The organism is Cardinium endosymbiont of Philonthus spinipes, from assembly GCF_964030745.1.
Lineage (GTDB): Bacteria > Bacteroidota > Bacteroidia > Cytophagales > Amoebophilaceae > Cardinium.
This window is the reverse complement of sequence record NZ_OZ034918.1, coordinates 634,526-651,925: the sequence shown is the minus strand read 5'-3', so window position 1 is coordinate 651,925 and position 17,400 is coordinate 634,526. Positions and strand designations below refer to the sequence as shown.

Annotated in this window: 17 protein-coding genes; 6 read left to right on the top strand and 11 right to left on the bottom strand. The window is 39.5% G+C overall.

Features of this window, described 5'->3' with window-relative positions:
• The first annotated feature begins 29 nt into the window (after positions 1 to 29).
• Complete coding sequence (locus AAHM81_RS02795) at positions 30 to 1,319, top strand: dihydrolipoamide acetyltransferase family protein (protein WP_342264996.1); 1,290 nt, start codon at positions 30 to 32, stop codon at positions 1,317 to 1,319.
• A 233-nt stretch (positions 1,320 to 1,552) separates the two neighbouring features.
• Here the strand turns inward: AAHM81_RS02795 and cysS are convergent, their stop codons facing one another.
• Entirely contained in the window at positions 1,553 to 3,058 is a 1,506-nt protein-coding gene (gene cysS, locus AAHM81_RS02790) for a cysteine--tRNA ligase (RefSeq protein WP_342264995.1), read from the bottom strand.
• A gap of 138 nt (positions 3,059 to 3,196) precedes the next feature.
• Here cysS and AAHM81_RS02785 point away from each other — a divergent pair, with 138 nt between their 5' ends.
• From AAHM81_RS02785 to murG, 3 genes are all read left to right on the top strand, one after another.
• On the top strand, positions 3,197 to 4,756 hold the full coding sequence (locus tag AAHM81_RS02785; protein ID WP_342264994.1) for a Do family serine endopeptidase: 1,560 nt from the start codon (positions 3,197 to 3,199) through the stop codon (positions 4,754 to 4,756).
• Between the two features lie 85 nt (positions 4,757 to 4,841).
• Positions 4,842 to 5,399 carry an LPS export ABC transporter periplasmic protein LptC gene (lptC, locus tag AAHM81_RS02780; protein ID WP_342264993.1) on the top strand — a complete coding sequence of 186 codons (558 nt, stop codon included), beginning with the start codon at positions 4,842 to 4,844 and terminating at the stop codon, positions 5,397 to 5,399.
• A 6-nt stretch (positions 5,400 to 5,405) separates the two neighbouring features.
• Positions 5,406 to 6,500, top strand: coding sequence for an undecaprenyldiphospho-muramoylpentapeptide beta-N-acetylglucosaminyltransferase (gene murG / locus AAHM81_RS02775; RefSeq protein WP_342264992.1), 1,095 nt, complete (start codon positions 5,406 to 5,408; stop codon positions 6,498 to 6,500).
• A 186-nt stretch (positions 6,501 to 6,686) separates the two neighbouring features.
• Here the strand turns inward: murG and AAHM81_RS02770 are convergent, their stop codons facing one another.
• The 6 genes from AAHM81_RS02770 to AAHM81_RS02745 form a co-directional block, all read right to left on the bottom strand.
• Positions 6,687 to 6,845 carry a hypothetical protein gene (locus tag AAHM81_RS02770; protein ID WP_342264991.1) on the bottom strand — a complete coding sequence of 53 codons (159 nt, stop codon included), beginning with the start codon at positions 6,843 to 6,845 and terminating at the stop codon, positions 6,687 to 6,689.
• A gap of 169 nt (positions 6,846 to 7,014) precedes the next feature.
• On the bottom strand, positions 7,015 to 7,287 hold the full coding sequence (locus tag AAHM81_RS02765; protein WP_342264990.1) for a hypothetical protein: 273 nt from the start codon (positions 7,285 to 7,287) through the stop codon (positions 7,015 to 7,017).
• A 360-nt stretch (positions 7,288 to 7,647) separates the two neighbouring features.
• Positions 7,648 to 10,275, bottom strand: a complete 2,628-nt coding sequence (locus tag AAHM81_RS02760) for a BamA/OMP85 family outer membrane protein (protein WP_342264989.1) — start codon at positions 10,273 to 10,275, stop codon at positions 7,648 to 7,650.
• A 68-nt stretch (positions 10,276 to 10,343) separates the two neighbouring features.
• Positions 10,344 to 11,390 (bottom strand): tRNA preQ1(34) S-adenosylmethionine ribosyltransferase-isomerase QueA, encoded by a 1,047-nt coding sequence (gene queA, locus AAHM81_RS02755; RefSeq protein WP_342264988.1) that lies wholly within the window; start codon positions 11,388 to 11,390, stop codon positions 10,344 to 10,346.
• A 135-nt stretch (positions 11,391 to 11,525) separates the two neighbouring features.
• Complete coding sequence (locus AAHM81_RS02750) at positions 11,526 to 12,155, bottom strand: hypothetical protein (RefSeq protein WP_342264987.1); 630 nt, start codon at positions 12,153 to 12,155, stop codon at positions 11,526 to 11,528.
• Between the two features lie 485 nt (positions 12,156 to 12,640).
• Positions 12,641 to 13,564: a hypothetical protein gene (locus AAHM81_RS02745; RefSeq protein WP_342264986.1), complete on the bottom strand. Its 924-nt coding sequence runs from the start codon at positions 13,562 to 13,564 to the stop codon at positions 12,641 to 12,643.
• Positions 13,565 to 13,808: 244 nt separating this feature from the next.
• Here AAHM81_RS02745 and AAHM81_RS02740 point away from each other — a divergent pair, with 244 nt between their 5' ends.
• Together AAHM81_RS02740 and AAHM81_RS02735 are read left to right on the top strand one after the other, a co-directional pair.
• Positions 13,809 to 14,174, top strand: coding sequence for a YraN family protein (locus tag AAHM81_RS02740; RefSeq protein ID WP_342264985.1), 366 nt, complete (start codon positions 13,809 to 13,811; stop codon positions 14,172 to 14,174).
• Positions 14,175 to 14,190: 16 nt separating this feature from the next.
• Positions 14,191 to 14,856: an L-threonylcarbamoyladenylate synthase gene (locus AAHM81_RS02735; RefSeq protein ID WP_342264984.1), complete on the top strand. Its 666-nt coding sequence runs from the start codon at positions 14,191 to 14,193 to the stop codon at positions 14,854 to 14,856.
• 14 nt (positions 14,857 to 14,870) lie between these two features.
• Here the strand turns inward: AAHM81_RS02735 and AAHM81_RS02730 are convergent, their stop codons facing one another.
• The 4 genes from AAHM81_RS02730 to AAHM81_RS02715 all read right to left on the bottom strand — a co-directional run bounded on the left by AAHM81_RS02730 (position 14,871) and on the right by AAHM81_RS02715 (position 17,388).
• A complete protein-coding gene (locus tag AAHM81_RS02730) occupies positions 14,871 to 15,455 on the bottom strand; it encodes a lipoprotein signal peptidase (protein ID WP_342264983.1) in 585 nt (194 codons plus the stop codon).
• Positions 15,456 to 15,468: 13 nt separating this feature from the next.
• Positions 15,469 to 16,035: a signal peptidase II gene (locus tag AAHM81_RS02725; RefSeq protein ID WP_342264982.1), complete on the bottom strand. Its 567-nt coding sequence runs from the start codon at positions 16,033 to 16,035 to the stop codon at positions 15,469 to 15,471.
• An 89-nt stretch (positions 16,036 to 16,124) separates the two neighbouring features.
• Positions 16,125 to 16,883, bottom strand: a complete 759-nt coding sequence (locus AAHM81_RS02720) for a DUF6048 family protein (protein ID WP_342264981.1) — start codon at positions 16,881 to 16,883, stop codon at positions 16,125 to 16,127.
• Positions 16,864 to 17,388: a hypothetical protein gene (locus AAHM81_RS02715; protein ID WP_342264980.1), complete on the bottom strand. Its 525-nt coding sequence runs from the start codon at positions 17,386 to 17,388 to the stop codon at positions 16,864 to 16,866. Before AAHM81_RS02715 ends, AAHM81_RS02720 begins: the two co-directional genes overlap by 20 nt.
• Between the last annotated feature and the right edge of the window lie 12 nt (positions 17,389 to 17,400).

Below are 17,400 nucleotides of genomic sequence, written 5' to 3'. Positions count from 1 at the left end.
AGAGGGTAGTTTTTTAAAGCGTGGTGAATATGTCCTTAATAACACTCTACTTACCTAAGATGGGTGAAAGTGTGATGGAAGCAATAGTATTGCATTGGTGTGTAAGCGAGGGAGCAACTATTGTGGAAGGTGCGCCTCTATTGGAGGTTGCCACAGATAAGGTTGATGCAGAAATTCCCGCTGCTTATACTGGTAAGGTTAAAAAATTATTAGTAAGCAAAGGAGCGGTAGTGGCCATTGGAGCGCCTATTGCTTTATTAGAAGTCGAAAATATTGTGCTACCTACTGTGGCCCATGAACAATCTTCTATAGGGGTACAATCCACTGTAGCCGCTGTAGCAGCCACCCTCCCACCACCTAATGTGGGAGATAGATCCTTTGCTTTGCAAGCTTTTAGCAAAGCAAAACTCACCCCCGTAGCCAGGCATATTGCGAAGCAGCATGGTATTTCAGCAGATGAGCTATCCAGATTGGCTGGTTGTGCTACCGATCATTGGGTGACCAAAGCAGCCCTTTTGGCTTATTTAAGCAAGCGAATGCCCAACCATACTCCCCCTTCCGATCGCCATTTGTTTCATGAAGCCGTTACCCCTTTAGAGGGGGATGAGGTAGTCCAAATGGACCGTGTGCGCAAACTCATTGCCGATCGTATGGTTGCATCTAAGCAAATTGCACCGCATGTTACCTCTTTTATACGTGCGGATGTAACCTCCATTGTTGCTTGGAGGAATCAATATAAGGCTTCTTTTGAGGAAAAGTATGGGATTAAGTTGACCTATAATCCTATTTTTATGACAGTGATTGCACGTGCCTTACAACAATTTCCACTGCTCAATGCAGTAGTAGCAGCAGATCGAATTATTAAGCGCAAGCATGTTAATATAGGTTTTGCAGTGGCATTACCAGATGGTAATGTATTGGTTCCTGTGGTCCATAGAGTAGAACAGCTTGGTTTGGTATCATTGGCCAGGCAGATTGATGTGTTGATCCATAAAGCACGCAGCGGCACCATTATGCCTGATGCACTAACCGGCGCCAGCTATACCATTTCTAATATTGGTTGTTTTGATAACCTAATGGGCACACCTATTATTGTACAACCACAAGTAGCTATTCTTGCATTGGGGCTTATTGAAAAACGGCCTGCTGTGGTCTATGTTCAGGGAAAAGAAACCATTGCTATTCGCGATGAGCTGTTTCTATCCCATACCTACGACCACCGAATTATAGATGGAGCCTTGGGAGGAGGGTTTTTAAAACATTTAGCCAAGGAATTGACATCTTTTGTAGAGAATATAGATCAGTATCCATTTACATAACTACTGGTATGTGTCTGTTCACGTCACTGGTTAATAATGAATTGTATTCCACTTTTTTCTTGATAAAAAAGTGGACAAAAAATCAAGCCCTCGGTAAAAAGTTGAGGACCTCACTCCTTACAGATAGAAAAACAGAAATCGCCCGCTAAGCGGGCTTTAAAGGAATCTGTTTTTCCTAATCATCTGTAAGGAGTGAGGCCTATTTCCCAACTTTTTACAGGGGCATTTTACTACTATGGACATAGTGTTGAATGCTTACACTGGTATTCCCATCGCACACCACTGGAATGGTCTTTGATCGCAATACCCATTTTATGGAGTGCAGTACGTATGTAATCAATTTGATCGTACCGCTTCTCTGCTTTGGCCTCTTGGTAAATTTTTAGAAATGTTGCTACCATTTGATCAGTAGTGAGTTGATGCTCCTCTTTTAGACCTAATAGCGCTACCGTAAAGGTAGTATAAGTAGTGCGCAATTGATCCAATGCAGCTTTTGAAATGGAGTCATGCTCCAGTGTGCCATTGTGCCATCCATTTATTTTTTTGAGCAAATTAAATAAATGGGCTAAAACTTTTGCCGTATTGAAATCGTCATTTATAGCACTGTAACAAGCTGTGCAATCTGCATAAATGGCTTCATCTAACCTTCCGCTTGTTGTGGCTACCGTTTCTTGATGAAGCTTAGCCAAGAGATGGAGACCATTCATTAGCTTACGATAGCCCTGATGGGCTGCTTTTAACCCCTCTATGGTAATAGAAAGGGTGCTTCTATAATGGGCCTGTAGCATAAAAAACCGCAATGTCATAGGACTATAGGGCTGATCTAGGGCAGGATGGTCTCCTGAAAACAGTGCGTCTAGTGTAATAAAATTACCCAATGATTTACCCATTTTTACCCCATCAATCGTAACCAAATTATTATGCATCCAATAAGTAGCTAAATTTGTTTGTACTGCAGCTTGTGCCTGTGCAATTTCACATTCATGGTGGGGAAAAAGCAAATCCATTCCCCCCCCGTGTATGTCAAACTGATTGCCTAGATATTTTGTAGCCATTGCAGAGCACTCAATATGCCAACCAGGAAAACCTTCTCCCCAGGGAGAAGGCCAACGCATGATATGCATAGGGGTTGCCTTTTTCCATAAGGCAAAATCTTCCGGTTGTTTTTTATCGGTTTGTTTGGTCAATGAACGTGTGCCCGAACGAGTGGTTTCTATGCTCCTGCCAGACAGCTTGCCATAATGATGCATTTGATTGTATTTGGCTACGTCAAAATAGACAGACCCATCTATTATATACGCCAAACCATATTCAAGAATCTTTTCAATCATGGCAATTTGCTCTAGAATATGTCCGCTTGCACAGGGCTCAATGCTAGGAGGTAATACATTCAGTACTTCCATATTTTTCCGATAGCTATTGGTGTAACGTTGTGCTACCTCCATAGGGCTTATTTCCTCCAGCTTGGCCTGTTGCGCTATTTTGTCCTTACCATCATCCAAGTCTCGTTCCAAATGGCCTACATCTGTAATGTTGCGCACATAACGCACGGTATAGTTCAGATGTTGTAAATAACGAAAGAGGATATCAAAGGTAATAGCTGCACGTGCATGGCCTAGATGAGCCTTTCCATAAACCGTAGGGCCACATAAATAGATGCCCACAAAAGGCGGCCTAAGTGGCTCAAATACCTCTTTTTGTCTGGTTAAGCTGTTGTAGATCCGTAATATTTGATGCATCTTTGTATAGGTGAAAAATATTTTAGATTTTTGCTAACGTGCTTGTACGTATGGCCCTAATAGGCCAATAGTACCTACACCAATCGCCTTTATGGCTCAATGGAAAGATGACTGTAAAAATACAAAAATAAAATCGCTATGTACGAACAATTTAGTAAACAGGGTATATGTAAAAAGCTGTTTAATACGGTTATTGTAGCTGCATTTGGCTTATGTTTATGGTTTGTGGGTCCTTATTCACGGGGTAACAACAGCAACCTAACAGCTGTTGGCGCTCTACAGCAGGTTGCTACTGTGGAGCAGCATAAACCGCTGGAACAAACCATCGTAGCACCAGAGGATAAGCCTTTGCCCACAGCCTTGCCCGACTTTACCTATGCAGCTAAAGTGGCTACACGAGCAGTAGTGCATGTAAAGATATATAAAAATCCTAAGTTGCTCAAACAGGGGTCGAACCACCCTCTAGAGCAGTTTTTTAAAGAATTTTTTGGAGAAAGATTGTTGGTGCCTAAAACATCTGAACGGCCTCCTGAAGATTCTTATGGTTCTGGGGTTATTTACACCAGCAATGGCTATATTATTACCAATAACCATGTGGTGGAGGGTGCTGATCAGATAGAGGTCATCTTAAATGATAATCGATCTTATAAGGCAAAACTAGTTGGGTCAGATGCCTGCACTGATTTGGCAATTTTAAAAATTGAAGCATCTGACCTACCTGTTTTGGCGTTAGGCAGTTCAGATAAACTAGAAGTAGGTGAGTGGGTTTTAGCAGTTGGAAACCCCTTTAACCTCCACTCTACTGTTACCAAAGGAATTGTAAGTGCTAAATCTAGATGGCTAGATCATGTTGGTAACGGGCAATTAGGGATTCAATCTTTTATTCAAACTGATGCAGCCATTAATCCAGGTAATAGTGGTGGCGCGTTGGTCAATTTATATGGAGAATTGGTAGGCATTAATACAGCTATTTGTCCTGGAAGATCCTCTTCATTGACATTTATAGGATATGGCTTTGCCATTCCTTCATCTATAGTAAAAAAGGTAGCCAATGATTTCATTCAACATGGTGCTATACAGCGGGTATTATTGGGTATAACCATTCGAGATGTTGATGCTGCATTGGCTCAGAAATTGGGCTTACAAGCAATTAGCGGTGTCTATGTCGATGGCGTGCAAGACAATAGTCCTTGTGGGAAGGAATTCCAAAAAGAAGATGTGATTACCCAAATCAATGGCCGAAAAGTTAATAAATGTCCAGATTTACAAGAAATAATCTGTTGTGCTAAGCCAGGTGACAAGGTAGCCATTACATTATACCGCAAAGGTAAAGTAAAAACAATAGAAATAGTATTGAAAAAGCAGCCTGATGTGATACAGATTGTACAACAAGATGATATCCTGAAGGTGGAAGGTGCTGTATTTCAAAATATTGATAAGAAAACAAAAGCAAAGCTAAAGCTTACTAACGGAGTGCTGGTTCAGGAAGTTTCCAAAGGAAAGTTTCAGGATGCTGGCCTTAAAAAAGGTTATATTTTACTTGCTTTTGATAAGCAACCTGTTGCTAGCATAGCTGATTTAGCTGAAATGATTCGACGTACTAGAGAACCTGTTTTGATGCAGGTTATGGAACCTAGTAAAGGGACTATTGGTTATTTGGCAGTTCAATTGGGTAGCACCCCTCATGCTAAGCAATAAGTCCTTTTTAACTCTTCTGTTGGCTGATCTATACTATTCTTGAATAGAATAGTATAGATTAGCAAGAACCTCGTTTTTGAAGTGTATGTATAGATGTAATGGGCTTATAGGGTTATTTTGCTTTATGGTAATAGGTTGGTATACCCCACTATATGCAGATGATCAAGACGAGGTTCCCTTATTAGAGACGACTCAATTTGAGTTATTGGGTACAGAAAGGGGTAGGTTAGATATAACCATTCAGGCAGGTGAGATGCGCCAATACAAGAATGGCAATGTAACATTGGCAGGCAGCGTCACCATTGTTTTATTGGGCAATACATTTGACAAAGAGGCGGGACCTATAAAGATCCAAGCTGATAAGCTTTCTTACAACAAAGCACAGAATCTTTGCATGCTAGCAGGCAATGTCCTGATTTGTAAGCCAGAACACTCCTTAACTATTCAAACAGAGCAATTATGGTACGATACAAAGCAAGAAATAATATTTACAGAATTGCCCATTGTAATAACAGATAAAGAGCATGTGTTAAAAGGAAGTGGGTTTCGTGCTACAAGGGATTTAACCAAGTATACCGTTGCTGCGCCTAATGGAACAGTAGAGATCAAGCAAGAGCCAGCTTTAGGGGCTAATCCATTATAATACTTTATGCGTGTTTTAATAGGTTGTGGCGGTACTGGGGGACATATTTATCCTGCTATAGCTATTGCTGATGGCATTAAGCGAAGGGCTCCCGATGCAGTGTTCTTGTTTGTAGGAGCCAAAGGGGGAAAGGAGGTAGGATTAGTAGTTGCTGCTGGTTATCCGATTCAGCGGATTAGTATAAAGGGATTTCAAAGACGTAAAATCTTTAAAAATCTATTGTTGCCCTTTCTGCTTCTAAAAAGCTTCTATCAAGCAAGATCTATTATTAAATCATTTAAACCCGATGTGGTTATTGGAACAGGGGGGTATGCCTCTTTTCCCACCCTCTTTGTAGCTGCTATGCAGCGGATCCCCACCTTGATTCAAGAACAAAATAGCGTTGCTGGGTTGGCTAATAAGCTACTGGCTAGGTTTGTGGATAAGGTTTGTACAGGCTATCAAGATGTTTTTTTGCCTTGTGCAAAAGAAAAAATAATCTTTACAGGCAATCCCATACGATCATCGCTTTGTACCTTCCAAGAAGACCGAATGGATGCGCTTGAATATTTTAGTTTTTCTGCCTTTCAGAACAAAAAGTGTCTACTAGTGGTAGGTGGAAGTGGGGGCGCAAGCATGTTGAACACAACCTTTTTAGAATGGAGTGCGCAGTTGTCTTCCCTAGATATACAAGTGATATGGGTAACCGGCGAGCGCTATTTTGCGCCTATTAAAAAGGCGATGAAAGACTATCGCCATATAAAATGTTATCCATTTTTAAGCAATATGGAAATGGCTTATGCGGCAGCAGATATTGTGATTTCTAGAGCTGGTGCTTTATCTATTGCAGAGCTTTGTGTAAGAGGCAAGCCAACCATTTTAGTACCATCATCCAATGTAGTAGGAGACCATCAAACTAAGAATAGCTTACCATTGGCTGCTCAGGGAGCGGTGGTGCATATTACAGACCAGGAGTGTCCATTTTTACTGATCCCCAAGGTAATAGAATTACTTAATGATGAAACGCAACAACTAGAACTTGTCAAACGCATGGCACCTTTTACTACATTACATGCTAATGCCCAGGATAAAATAGCTAAAATAATTGTTGATTTGGTTTAAACTTGAAGGCTATATAGTGTGGATTCCTTGTTTCTGGTGTTTACAGGTATAATGGACTGCATTTTTTGGAGATTTTTTGCTTACTTTTCTTCCCTGAAAATAGATTGTTTAAAGACTTCCGCTTTACTGAAGCGCCGCATTCCTTTATCGGCGGCCACAATAGCTTTTCTGATCATTATCAGCCCCTTATCTCCTTCGATAAAAAAATGGTATCTGTTCAACACTATGGCCATAGTGATAAAATGCCCCTGTAAAAAGTTTCGAAATAGAACCCACCCCTTGCAGATGATTAGGAAAAACAGATTCCTTTGAAGCCCGCGCAGCGGGCGACTTCTGTTTTTTCATCTGCAAGGGGTGGGTTCCGGAACTTTTTACCGAGGGCTTGATTTTGTATCCATTCACGCCTCTGGCTGGCCGCCTTATCTCCTTCGATAAAAAGTCTGGCCCGATAGTAAATAGCTGAATCGATACATTTTTCAGCGGGAAAATCGTGAACTCAGCCCGCAAGCGGGCTTCAAACAGACGATTTTCTAATCCGCTGAAAAAGATATCGCTCAGGTGTTAGTGTTTTACTAGAGCGCCATTTTTTTATCGAAGGAGACGCGGGGGCTGGTAATGGACTAGCCACTTGCTTTTTCAGCCAAACGTAGCGTATGCGTTTAACGCTATGTCCATAGTAGAAAAATGCCCCTGTAAAAAGTGGGGAAATAGGCCTCATCCCTTGCAGATGATTAGGAAAAACAGATTCCTTTGAAGCCCGCGCAGCGGGCGACTTCTGTTTTTCCATCTGTAAGGGATGAGGTCCCCAACTTTTTACCGAGGGCTTGATTTTTTGTCCACTTTTTTATCAAGAAAAAAGTGGAATACAATTCATTATTAACCAGTGACGTGAATAGATACAAAAAATGGCGCTCTAGTAAAACACGAACACCTGAGCGATATCTTTTTCAGCGGATTAGAAAATCGTCTGTGTGAAGCACGCGAAGCGGGCTGAGTTCACGATTTTCCCGCTGAAAAAGATATCGATGCAGCTATTTACTATCGGGCCAGACTTTTTATCGAAGGAGATAAGGGGACCAGCCACAGGCGGCCAGCCATTTGATTGCATATAATATAGGTATCGAATAGTTATAATCTCCCCCCTCTCCTAGCGCATACTAGGCCCAAGGGTGAAATGACATTCAAAAGAACTTTTAGCACTACGGATCTCTTTTACAGGATCCAATCTATAGGCAAAGTCAAGCCCAAGCATAGGTATAATAGGAATAGGCAAAATAATACGCACACCACCACCTATAGATTTTTTTAAATTAGATAGGTTGAAATGGTCATAGTGCAGCCAACTATCTCCTACCTCTACAAATCCCAATAGATAGCAACAAATAGGTGCAAGCATAAGTGGATAACGCAACTCTGAAACAAACTTATTAAATAAAACGCCCCCTTTTATCTTTTTAGCGTAATCTTCTGGCGTAAGGCTGTCATCTGGATAACCACGCAACGAAACAAAATTAACACCTAATAGTTTAGTGGGAATATTTGATGTTCCACCTAGATAAAATCGCTCAAAAGGGCCTATTTCATGTTTAGACAGACTATGTAAAAATCCAGCATGGCCACGAAAATGTAAAACACAATTACCTACCAAACGTTTAAAATAATATACATCTGTTATAAACTTTCCAAACTCCTTAAAACGTGGTATGGCTGTTGCTACCGAAGGTAGATAACCACACAAAGTATAGGGAGGTGTCAAGGTTAAAAAATTAGACCAAGAAGCTCCACTAGTAGGGTAATTTGGATTATTGATACTAGAATAATTCAATGCAACGTCTAAAGTAAGATCATGCAAGCCCCCAGACCTTTTACTATGATCTGCTAATAGCTCATAGTATTGGTAAGTATGGTGGTGGTAATCTATGCCCAAATGAACCTCCCAATATCTAGCAATATGCTTCCCCAAACTTACTCGACCACCTATTGAGCAAATTTTACCTTTTCTATTTTGTTTCCAGATTGGGAATATGTTTAAGAAGACCCAGTCATCTAATACACTCTTTCTCGTATAAGATGCTTGTTGATAGGCACTATTGAAGCTTACGGAAAATATATAATGATTTTCCTGCAACCAGAACCAAGGTTCTTGAAAAGAGAAACTAAAATTTTTATAATGCTTACCACTCAGTTCAGCTGATAAGTGCAATTCCTGAGCAGCTCCTATAGGCATTTTACCTGAAAATAAGTTTTTTAAAGAAACATTATTAGAGCCAAGCTCAATCCCAGCTACAATCCCATTGCTATAATGGGCATTAAGCTTAAGATCGAACCGAGGTTGCTCCTCTACCGAATAAATAATATCTACTTGCCCTTTAGATTCATCTGGGTGTATATCTGGGATTAATTTTTCCGGCTTAAATAAGTTTAACATGGCTAAGTTTCGTAAAGACTCTCGTACAAGACCTTGGTTATATTGCTCCCCAGGTAATGTGAGTAGTGCACGACGAATAACATAATCATGGGTCAAAGTATTGCCTACAATATCTATTTGACGAATAGTAGCCTGCTTCCCCTCTTGGATTCTAATTTCTAGATCTATCTGATTATCTTCTATACTAGACTCAACAACTTCAGCTCGGAAAAAAAGATACCCATTATTGGTATACAAATCACTAATCGTTACATCTGTAATCCCAGGACTCAATCGACTTTTAATATAGCAAGGGTCATATATTTTTCCTTCCTGCAAGTTTAACAACCTATTGAGTGTTTCGTCACTATAGAGATAATTGCCAACCCATTTAACATGGCGAATCATGTATGGTTTCCCCTCATTAATCTTTAAATAAATATCCAGCTTTCCATCGGTAGATGGTTGCAAACGCTCTGCTGCAATATATGCATCTCGAAACCCTTGTGATCGATAAAAAAGCATTAAGTTCTCTTTGGCTTTTAAGTATTTTTCTTCTGTAAAAACAGATGAGAAAAAAGAAACATGGCTACAAAGATACTGTTTGATATCATCCATCTTTTTAGGCAACTGCAACAGAATACCACCTTTTCGGATGGGTGCAAGCGTAATGATTTTCTTAAAAATATCCTGGAAAAGTGTACAATGAGGCGCTTCTTGCAATTCTTTCATATGATATATCAAGCAATCAGCATCTAAATGGTCATTCCCCTCAAAAATAATTTTCTGCACCCTGCTTTTTTGCCCTTTATTGACCTTAATCTTTAAAGCAGCTTGATGATCCATTTTCTGACTTGGCATCAACTCTGTAGCAACCTCTACCTCTCTAAACCCTTTCTCTAGAAATATGTTTTTAATCTTATCAGTAGTTTTTTGAAGAAAAATCGGAGATAGCGCCACACAATCACCTATGGTGACTTTTTCAAGCAGCATTTTTTGCTCTTTTTTAGTTAAACCTTCTAAAAGATAGCTGGTTAGTCGGGGATATTCCTCTACATGAATAACAAAAGTGGCTAAACCATTTGCTTGGTCAACCTCAGACAGATAAATGGAAGCAGATTTAACACCCTCCTGTTTGGCTATTTTTAAAATAGCATTACGAATTTGTCCAGTTGATGGATCAACCATTGCGCCTTCTTGCAAACCAGAAAGCGCAATCAACCGGTCAGAAGCTACCCACGCATTACCCACTACCTGAATGTTGCGTACAGTATAACCCGTTGCACCAAAGATAGGCTGTGCCCATCCTATACATAAACAGAAGAGGCATAACCAACGCTTAACTTTTTTGATATTTGTATCTACCATTATCATCATAAATAGAATAAACTTATAACTTGATCGGCTGCTTGAGATCCCTTCCAACATATTGCCATTTATATAATCAACATAGAGTCGCCATACAAGAAAAACCGATACCCTTCTTTTATAGCTTCGGCATAAGCAGTTAAGATCAACTCCTCTCCTCCAAAAGCAGCTACGCTGACTAAAGAAATAGAAGAAGGAAGATGAAATGTGGTCAATAATGCATTGCAAACTTTAAAAGTATAAGAAGGTAAAATAAATTTATTAGTCCAGTCACTGGCTTCTTTGAGTTGGCAAGAAACGGAAACAGAAGATTCCATAGCCCTTAACACTGAAGTGCCTACAGCACAAACTTTTTTATGATGATGCAAGCTCTGATTGACTACTTGTGTAGCTTCCTTGGTAATCACAAAACGTTCAGAGGAAGCCCTTACCTTGGTTAAGTCTTCCATATCAATGATACTGAGTTCACCCAAACCAATATGGAGCGTAATCGGTACAACCGAAATGTTCTGCAAGGCTAAATACTTCAACAAATAAGGGGTAAAGTGGAGCCCAGCAGCTGGTAACACAATACTACCTATGTTTTGCGCAAATATGGTCTGATAGTATTCCCGGTCTTCCGCTTTGGATGGGCGCCCTATCTGATGGGGTAAAGGCATATGACCAATTTCATTAATCAGTGCATAAAATTCCTCTTCTGTCCTGTCAAACAACAATTTAAGGGTGCGACCCCTGGAAGTCGTATTGTCTATAATTTCAGCTACCAACTCGCCATCTCCAAAGTAAATTTTATTCCCTATACGGATTTTACGTGCTGGCTCGACAATAGTATCCCATAAGCCATGCTCATCGTTCAATTTCCGCAATAAAAGCACTTCTACTTGTGCATTTGTTTTTTCTTTACAGCCATAAAGCTTACAAGGCAATACCTTAGAATCGTTGACCACTAAAGTATCCCCTTCACTAAAATAAGCAGGAAGGTCTTTAAAGGTTTTATGCTCTATTTTGCCACTATCTTTATGTACAACCATTAAACGCGCATCTTCCTTTTCCTCTATCGGATATTGTGCAATGCTGCTCGCTGGTAGCTCAAACTTAAAATTGGATAACTTCATAATATATAATTTAAAAAAGATTTAGCCATTTTTTCAGGCTGCTTTGGCATATGCTACAGGCTTGCTATCTACTATAGTGAGCCTTGAGCCATAGAGATCTGTTGATGTTTAGCATCATGCTACATACATATGCTATTAAAATAAGCAACAGATATCCAGGCAAATAAAGTTATTGTGACAATAACACGCTATCAGTTCATTATTTGGATCTTTTTTATACATGACACCAGGCAAATCCCAACAATAACTGAGCCCCAAAGCAAGGCTATTGGTTAGACTAAAATCATATTTTACCCCCCCACCCAAAAGAATAAAACAGCCCAACGGCCGCTTAGTTAAAAAAGCGGATCGAATGGAAGAGGATGGTGCAGTAGCTCTAACAGGAAGATTGATAGAGGGTATGATGCCTAGCTTAAAATAGATACTGGTATCAATCATCAACTCGCTGGTATACAGTCTACATAAAACAGGTACCCATACATAGGGTAAAAAATAGGCCTCATATGTAGAGGGGCCTGCCCCATCAACGTCACGCCCTAATGCAATATGACCTAAGGCATAAGAAAGGCCTACACTAAGACTACAATGCTCCTGTAGTGCGAAATGATAGGCACCGCCAAAGTGTATCCTTAGTGCGCCTCCTTTATCATAGGGGGGGGGATGCATTTGGCTATAGACCCTATTGGTAGCGTAAGCAGGAGAACATTCAGCACTAAAACGGCCAGGCAATGCCATAGCACTACCCTGCCCAATTAAAAAATACAAAGCTAAAATGATCATCCTCCTCATAGGGGACTAAATTACAGCTATTTTATGGTAAAAATAAATTTATATTTATCTAATTTATTAAACTGTTGTTATAAACTTTTGTAGTGCTTAAGTTGGGAATGTATCTATTCACGCCTGTGGCTGGTCCACTTATCTCCTTCGATAAAAAGTCTGGCCCGATAGTAAATAGCTGAATCGATATGTTTTTCAGCGGGAAAATCGTGAACTCAGCCCGCAAGCGGGCTTCAAACAAACGATTTTCTAATCCGCTGAAAAAACATATCGCTCAGGTGTTAGCGTTTTACTAGAGCGCCATTTTTTATCGAAGGAGACGCGGGGCTGTTAATTGGTCAGCCATTTACTTTTTCAGAAAAACGTAGCCATAGTGATGAATGGATACCCGGGAATAGCCACTAATAGAAAAGTAACAGATATTTTACACTATTGGAGCGGAATGTATGGATCTATAATGCTATCCTTTATTAACCTCTAGGCTTGAAAAAGATTTCTTCTTGCTTATCTGGGTTTAAATATTTTTCTGCGTATGCATCATCCATTAGGAAGTAATGAAAAACCAAATAGTTGCCGCAAGATCCTGGACATGTATATACAAACTCATGGCCCTTCCTCCAGACAAAAATCATTGCTTCCACAAGGCAATCAGCATGGACATAGTCACCACATGGCAGTAAACCCACAGATTCTGTTTTATGACATATAGCACATTGGGCGTCCTGGTTGTGCGTACTTATGAATAATTTCTTTACGCGATCTCTAATCTGCTGCCTTTTAGATTCTATAGCATAGCCACTGTATTTCTCCATAATATCACCTATCCTCCTAGCTTTTTCCTCTGACCATCCAGCATATTTTTCATTCAAGTCATTACGCTCCACACACATGGCTACTACTCCATTAAATTCCGCTATTAATTGCTGTTTTTTATTAGGATCTGCTACTTTTTCCAAAAGTGCATTCAATGCTTCAATACGCTGATTTCTTTCTTTTCGACATGATGCTATCACTTTATCTCTTGTATTGATATCCGTTATTTGGCTTAGTTTTTGACTAAACGCTTCACGATATTGCTTTTCTTCTTGCACCATCGTATTGAGACTATCAATTAGAGATGTTTGCGTTTCTTTTTTCTCTGAATCTAAGGCATTCGTAGCAGGCTGCTTTAATGAAGACAAAGCAGGCTGAGCAATATTTGAACCATCATTTTCAATTTGATTGGATGAAGACGCATTCGAGAACGGGCTTTCAATCTGATTACGTTTAGGCAAATGCAAGGAGGAGGCAGATTTTTTTTCCTTACATGCCCCAGCAAAATGGAGCAAAACCACTAAACAAAAACCCCAATAGGGTAAATAGCCCCATTTGCGCAAACTGATTACAACCGTCATTATGTATTAACCTTTAATGTTTAGAGCCTATTGCCACATGCAACTTGCATATGTAAGCACAGGCAATTATACAAATAAATTTAAAAAACAACAACTATGAAGATTTCAATTTTCATTATATGCTTATATAAAGAGATATCTCTATCGATATTTTCACATATAGCGGACATAAAGTTAGGCTTTAAGCACACTATTTTTTAAGTTCATATAATAGTATAGTATACTAGCTATTCCATTTTAGGCTATGCCAACAAAAAACATCGCACAAACTTTTGGTCAATACGCAGAAATGGTGGCAGCAGACTTTTTAGTACAAAAAGGCTTTAACGTAGTGGCGCAAAACTTTCGTTACAAACGTTTTGAAATAGATCTTATTGTTAAAAAAGACAACCTCATTGTCTTTGTTGAGGTAAAGGCACGTAAAAATAATCTATTTGGCAACCCAGAAGCTTTTGTTAACCAAAAGAAAATTCGCGCATTACGCTTGGCTGCTGCCCATTACTTACGGATTAAAAATAGCGAGCAGGCCATACGCTTCGATATCATAGCTGTGCTAGGCAGCAGCGAAAAAGTTACTGAAATTGTACACTTGGAGGATGGATTCTATTAAAAATCATAACGATATTTTGACAACCAAATTAGTTTCTTTAAACAACCGGTCAAATCCAAACCGGTTATCAGTTGCTTCCTACCTATCTGCTGCTCAATGCGCCGCATCCTTACTGAATAGAGGAGGTGTGATCGCTGTACCTACTGACACGGTTTATGGGCTGGCCTGTTTGGCTCAAAATAAAAACGCGGTAAAAAGATTATTTCAGATTAAACAACGTAACAACGATAGGCCAATTTCCATTTGTGTTGGATCCATTCAAGACATTCCTAAATATTGTAAGATAGGGGTAAAGGTTATGCCTTTGCTCAACGATTTGCTCCCTGGGCCTGTCACGCTTCTTTTGAAAGCATTACCATATATTAATAAAAGTTTGATTCCCAAAACAAATTTGGTTGGTTTGCGCATACCAGATCATCCATTTATGATACATGTTGCACAGCTTTGTAATGCAGCCATTGCGTTAACCAGTGCCAATAAAAGTAATGAAACTAGTTGTTTAAATATTAAAGAGTTTAAGCAACTTTGGCCTGATTTAGATGCCATTTTTGATGGAAGTACTTTAGGTACTATTGATCCGATGAGACTAGGTTCTACTATTGTTGACCTCTCTGTTGAGGGCGATTTTAGGATTATAAGAAATGGATGTGCATTGGATTATGTAAAAAAGATATTGTGCTGACTGTAAGCTAAAAATTAATTGCTGGCATGAGGGGCTAGATGAAACCGCCATAAAATAACGATTAATCCAGTAGATACAGCTACATCAGCTATGTTAAAAACAGGCAGACAATATACATAGTAATCGCCCCAAATGGGTAGCCAACTAGGCATAACGCCTGACCAAAGATCAATATGAAGCATATCAATTACCTGACCATAGAGCCATTTCATAGGCGCATCAGTAGGCGCGTTATTCAAATAGACACCATAAAAGATGCTATCGATGCTATTGCCAATAGCACCTCCTAACACCAAGGCCCATCCAAGGATCCAAAAAGCAGGTGCATTTTTTCTTATGGATTGAATGATATACCAAAAAATATATAGGGAGGCAAAAAAACGGAACAGGGTAATGAATAGTTTTCCATACTTAAAACCAAGATGAATGCTAAAAGCCATTCCAGGATTTAAAGTATAGGTAAGCTTTAAAACATTGCCCAAAAGATTAATTTGCCCATCTGTTCCCATTTCCATATGGGCATAGACCCAAAGTTTAGATGCTTGGTCTGCTAGGACAATCAATACTACAATAGAAAAATATTTTAGAAACTGTTTCATATAGGGGGAATATTTATATCACAATATCGGCCACTTGATTCTTTTTTTTAAATGGAGCCAACCCACTGCAGGAGTAAAAAACCATTCCTAGTCCAAGAAAAATAGAGACATCTGCTATATTGAAAATAGGCAACACACACATCTCTTGTCCACCCCAAATTGGGAACCAATTAGGAAGCATACCAGACCAAAAATCAACATGGAGCATATCAATTACCTGACCATGAAACCATTTCATTGGGGCTATATCAGGTGCATTATCTAAATAAACACCATAAAAAATACTATCAATGGTATTGCCAATAGCGCCTCCTAAAAGCAATATCCACCCCCAAACCCAAAAGGGAATGGCCGGCTGAGCCAGCGAACGAACAATATGAAATGCAATATAGAGTGAGGCACAAAGGCGTACAAAAGTGATCAATAACTTGCCATACTTAAAACCAAATTGCAGCCCAAAAGCCATGCCATAGTTGAGTACATAGGTCAACTTTAATAAGTTGCCAAAGATTTTAATGTGATGGTGTGGTCCCAATTGCATATGGCTATAGACCCAAAGCTTGGATCCTTGATCTGCCAAAATGACGCTTAACAAAACTAAAATGTATTTTCCATATCGCCTCATGATAGCATAACGTGTAATATAATTTTTTATAAGATTCAGTGGCTTTAAGTTACACTTTTTTTAGAAAAATTCCCGGAACAAACTTTACTGCTTTTCTGAAGTGGAATACGCAATGCGATATACACACTATAGCCAAAAGCATGATCAAATTCGGCTAATCCAAAACCTGGAATATCAAATGGAAGCGCATGTAAATTATTTTCTATGCTTTTACTGCACTTGTAGCGTGCGGTACAACCAACAGACAACATACTAATCAGATAGATCTTCCCCCCTGCTACCACTTCCCACCAATGGGCTATTGCATCACCTTTACTATGCCGCAATGCAATAGGTGCATAGCTACATATCTCAGGGGTGCAAGCTTTATCAGCGGGGTGGTTGCACTGCAACCTATTACCCTCTAGTTGAAAATTAAAAAAGCTTCTAGCATAACGGAAGCCTACAAAAAATTGATTGTGATGGAGCGTAGGTGTTAGAAAATTATACCCTAACCCTAACCTAAAATAGCGCCCCTGCGCAGATGAAAATGAGCCTTTATTGGGCCTACCATCACGCTGGATTTGTCCCCATCCATAGTCCACATCCAATAAGATGTGGTTAAAATCAATAGACCCATTGACTTCATAGGCAGCGCCTGTTTTTTGGTACCAACCTACGCAGGTTTTTGCCAAATCTATACCAATATACCAGGTAGTTGGCCAAATGGTATTAGGGGGTAGTGGCGCATTGGCCACTGCATACCCAGGGATCGCAGCAGACAATATCAGACAAAGTATTGGCTTAATAATATAACGTAACATGCGTTTGGTTTTTCTCTGCCTTCAAGGGAACTGGATTGTCAATGGTATATTTCTTAAAAATAGGCCTTTTAGTATTTTTAGTACTCAATTGTATACGTTTAATAACGTATTGTATCTGAAGTCCTCCAGCTTCAGGAGAAATCAGGGAAACAATACGATCATAATAAATGGTAATCTTGTGATAGTAGATACCGCCTATATTTTCTACCTCAAAGCTGACTGTATCAGCATTTGGGTTGAGGGGTATAGTGAGTTCGCTAGTGCTACTGAATAAAAAACAGCTATCATTACGTGTAACAACGGGTCTTTTTGTCCAAGAAAATTTTTCAAGAACGATGCTGTGTAAATCTTTTACTACTGCTGGGGCATCTCCATCTTTTTCTTGCACCAATGCAATTTGTACATTAGGTGTATAGCTACTCTCCCAACTTTTAAAGTCTTTGCAGGAGCATACCCCGAATAGCCAAAGAAATACAAAAGATTTTCGGAAATATTTGAGCAACACAAAGGGAACCGA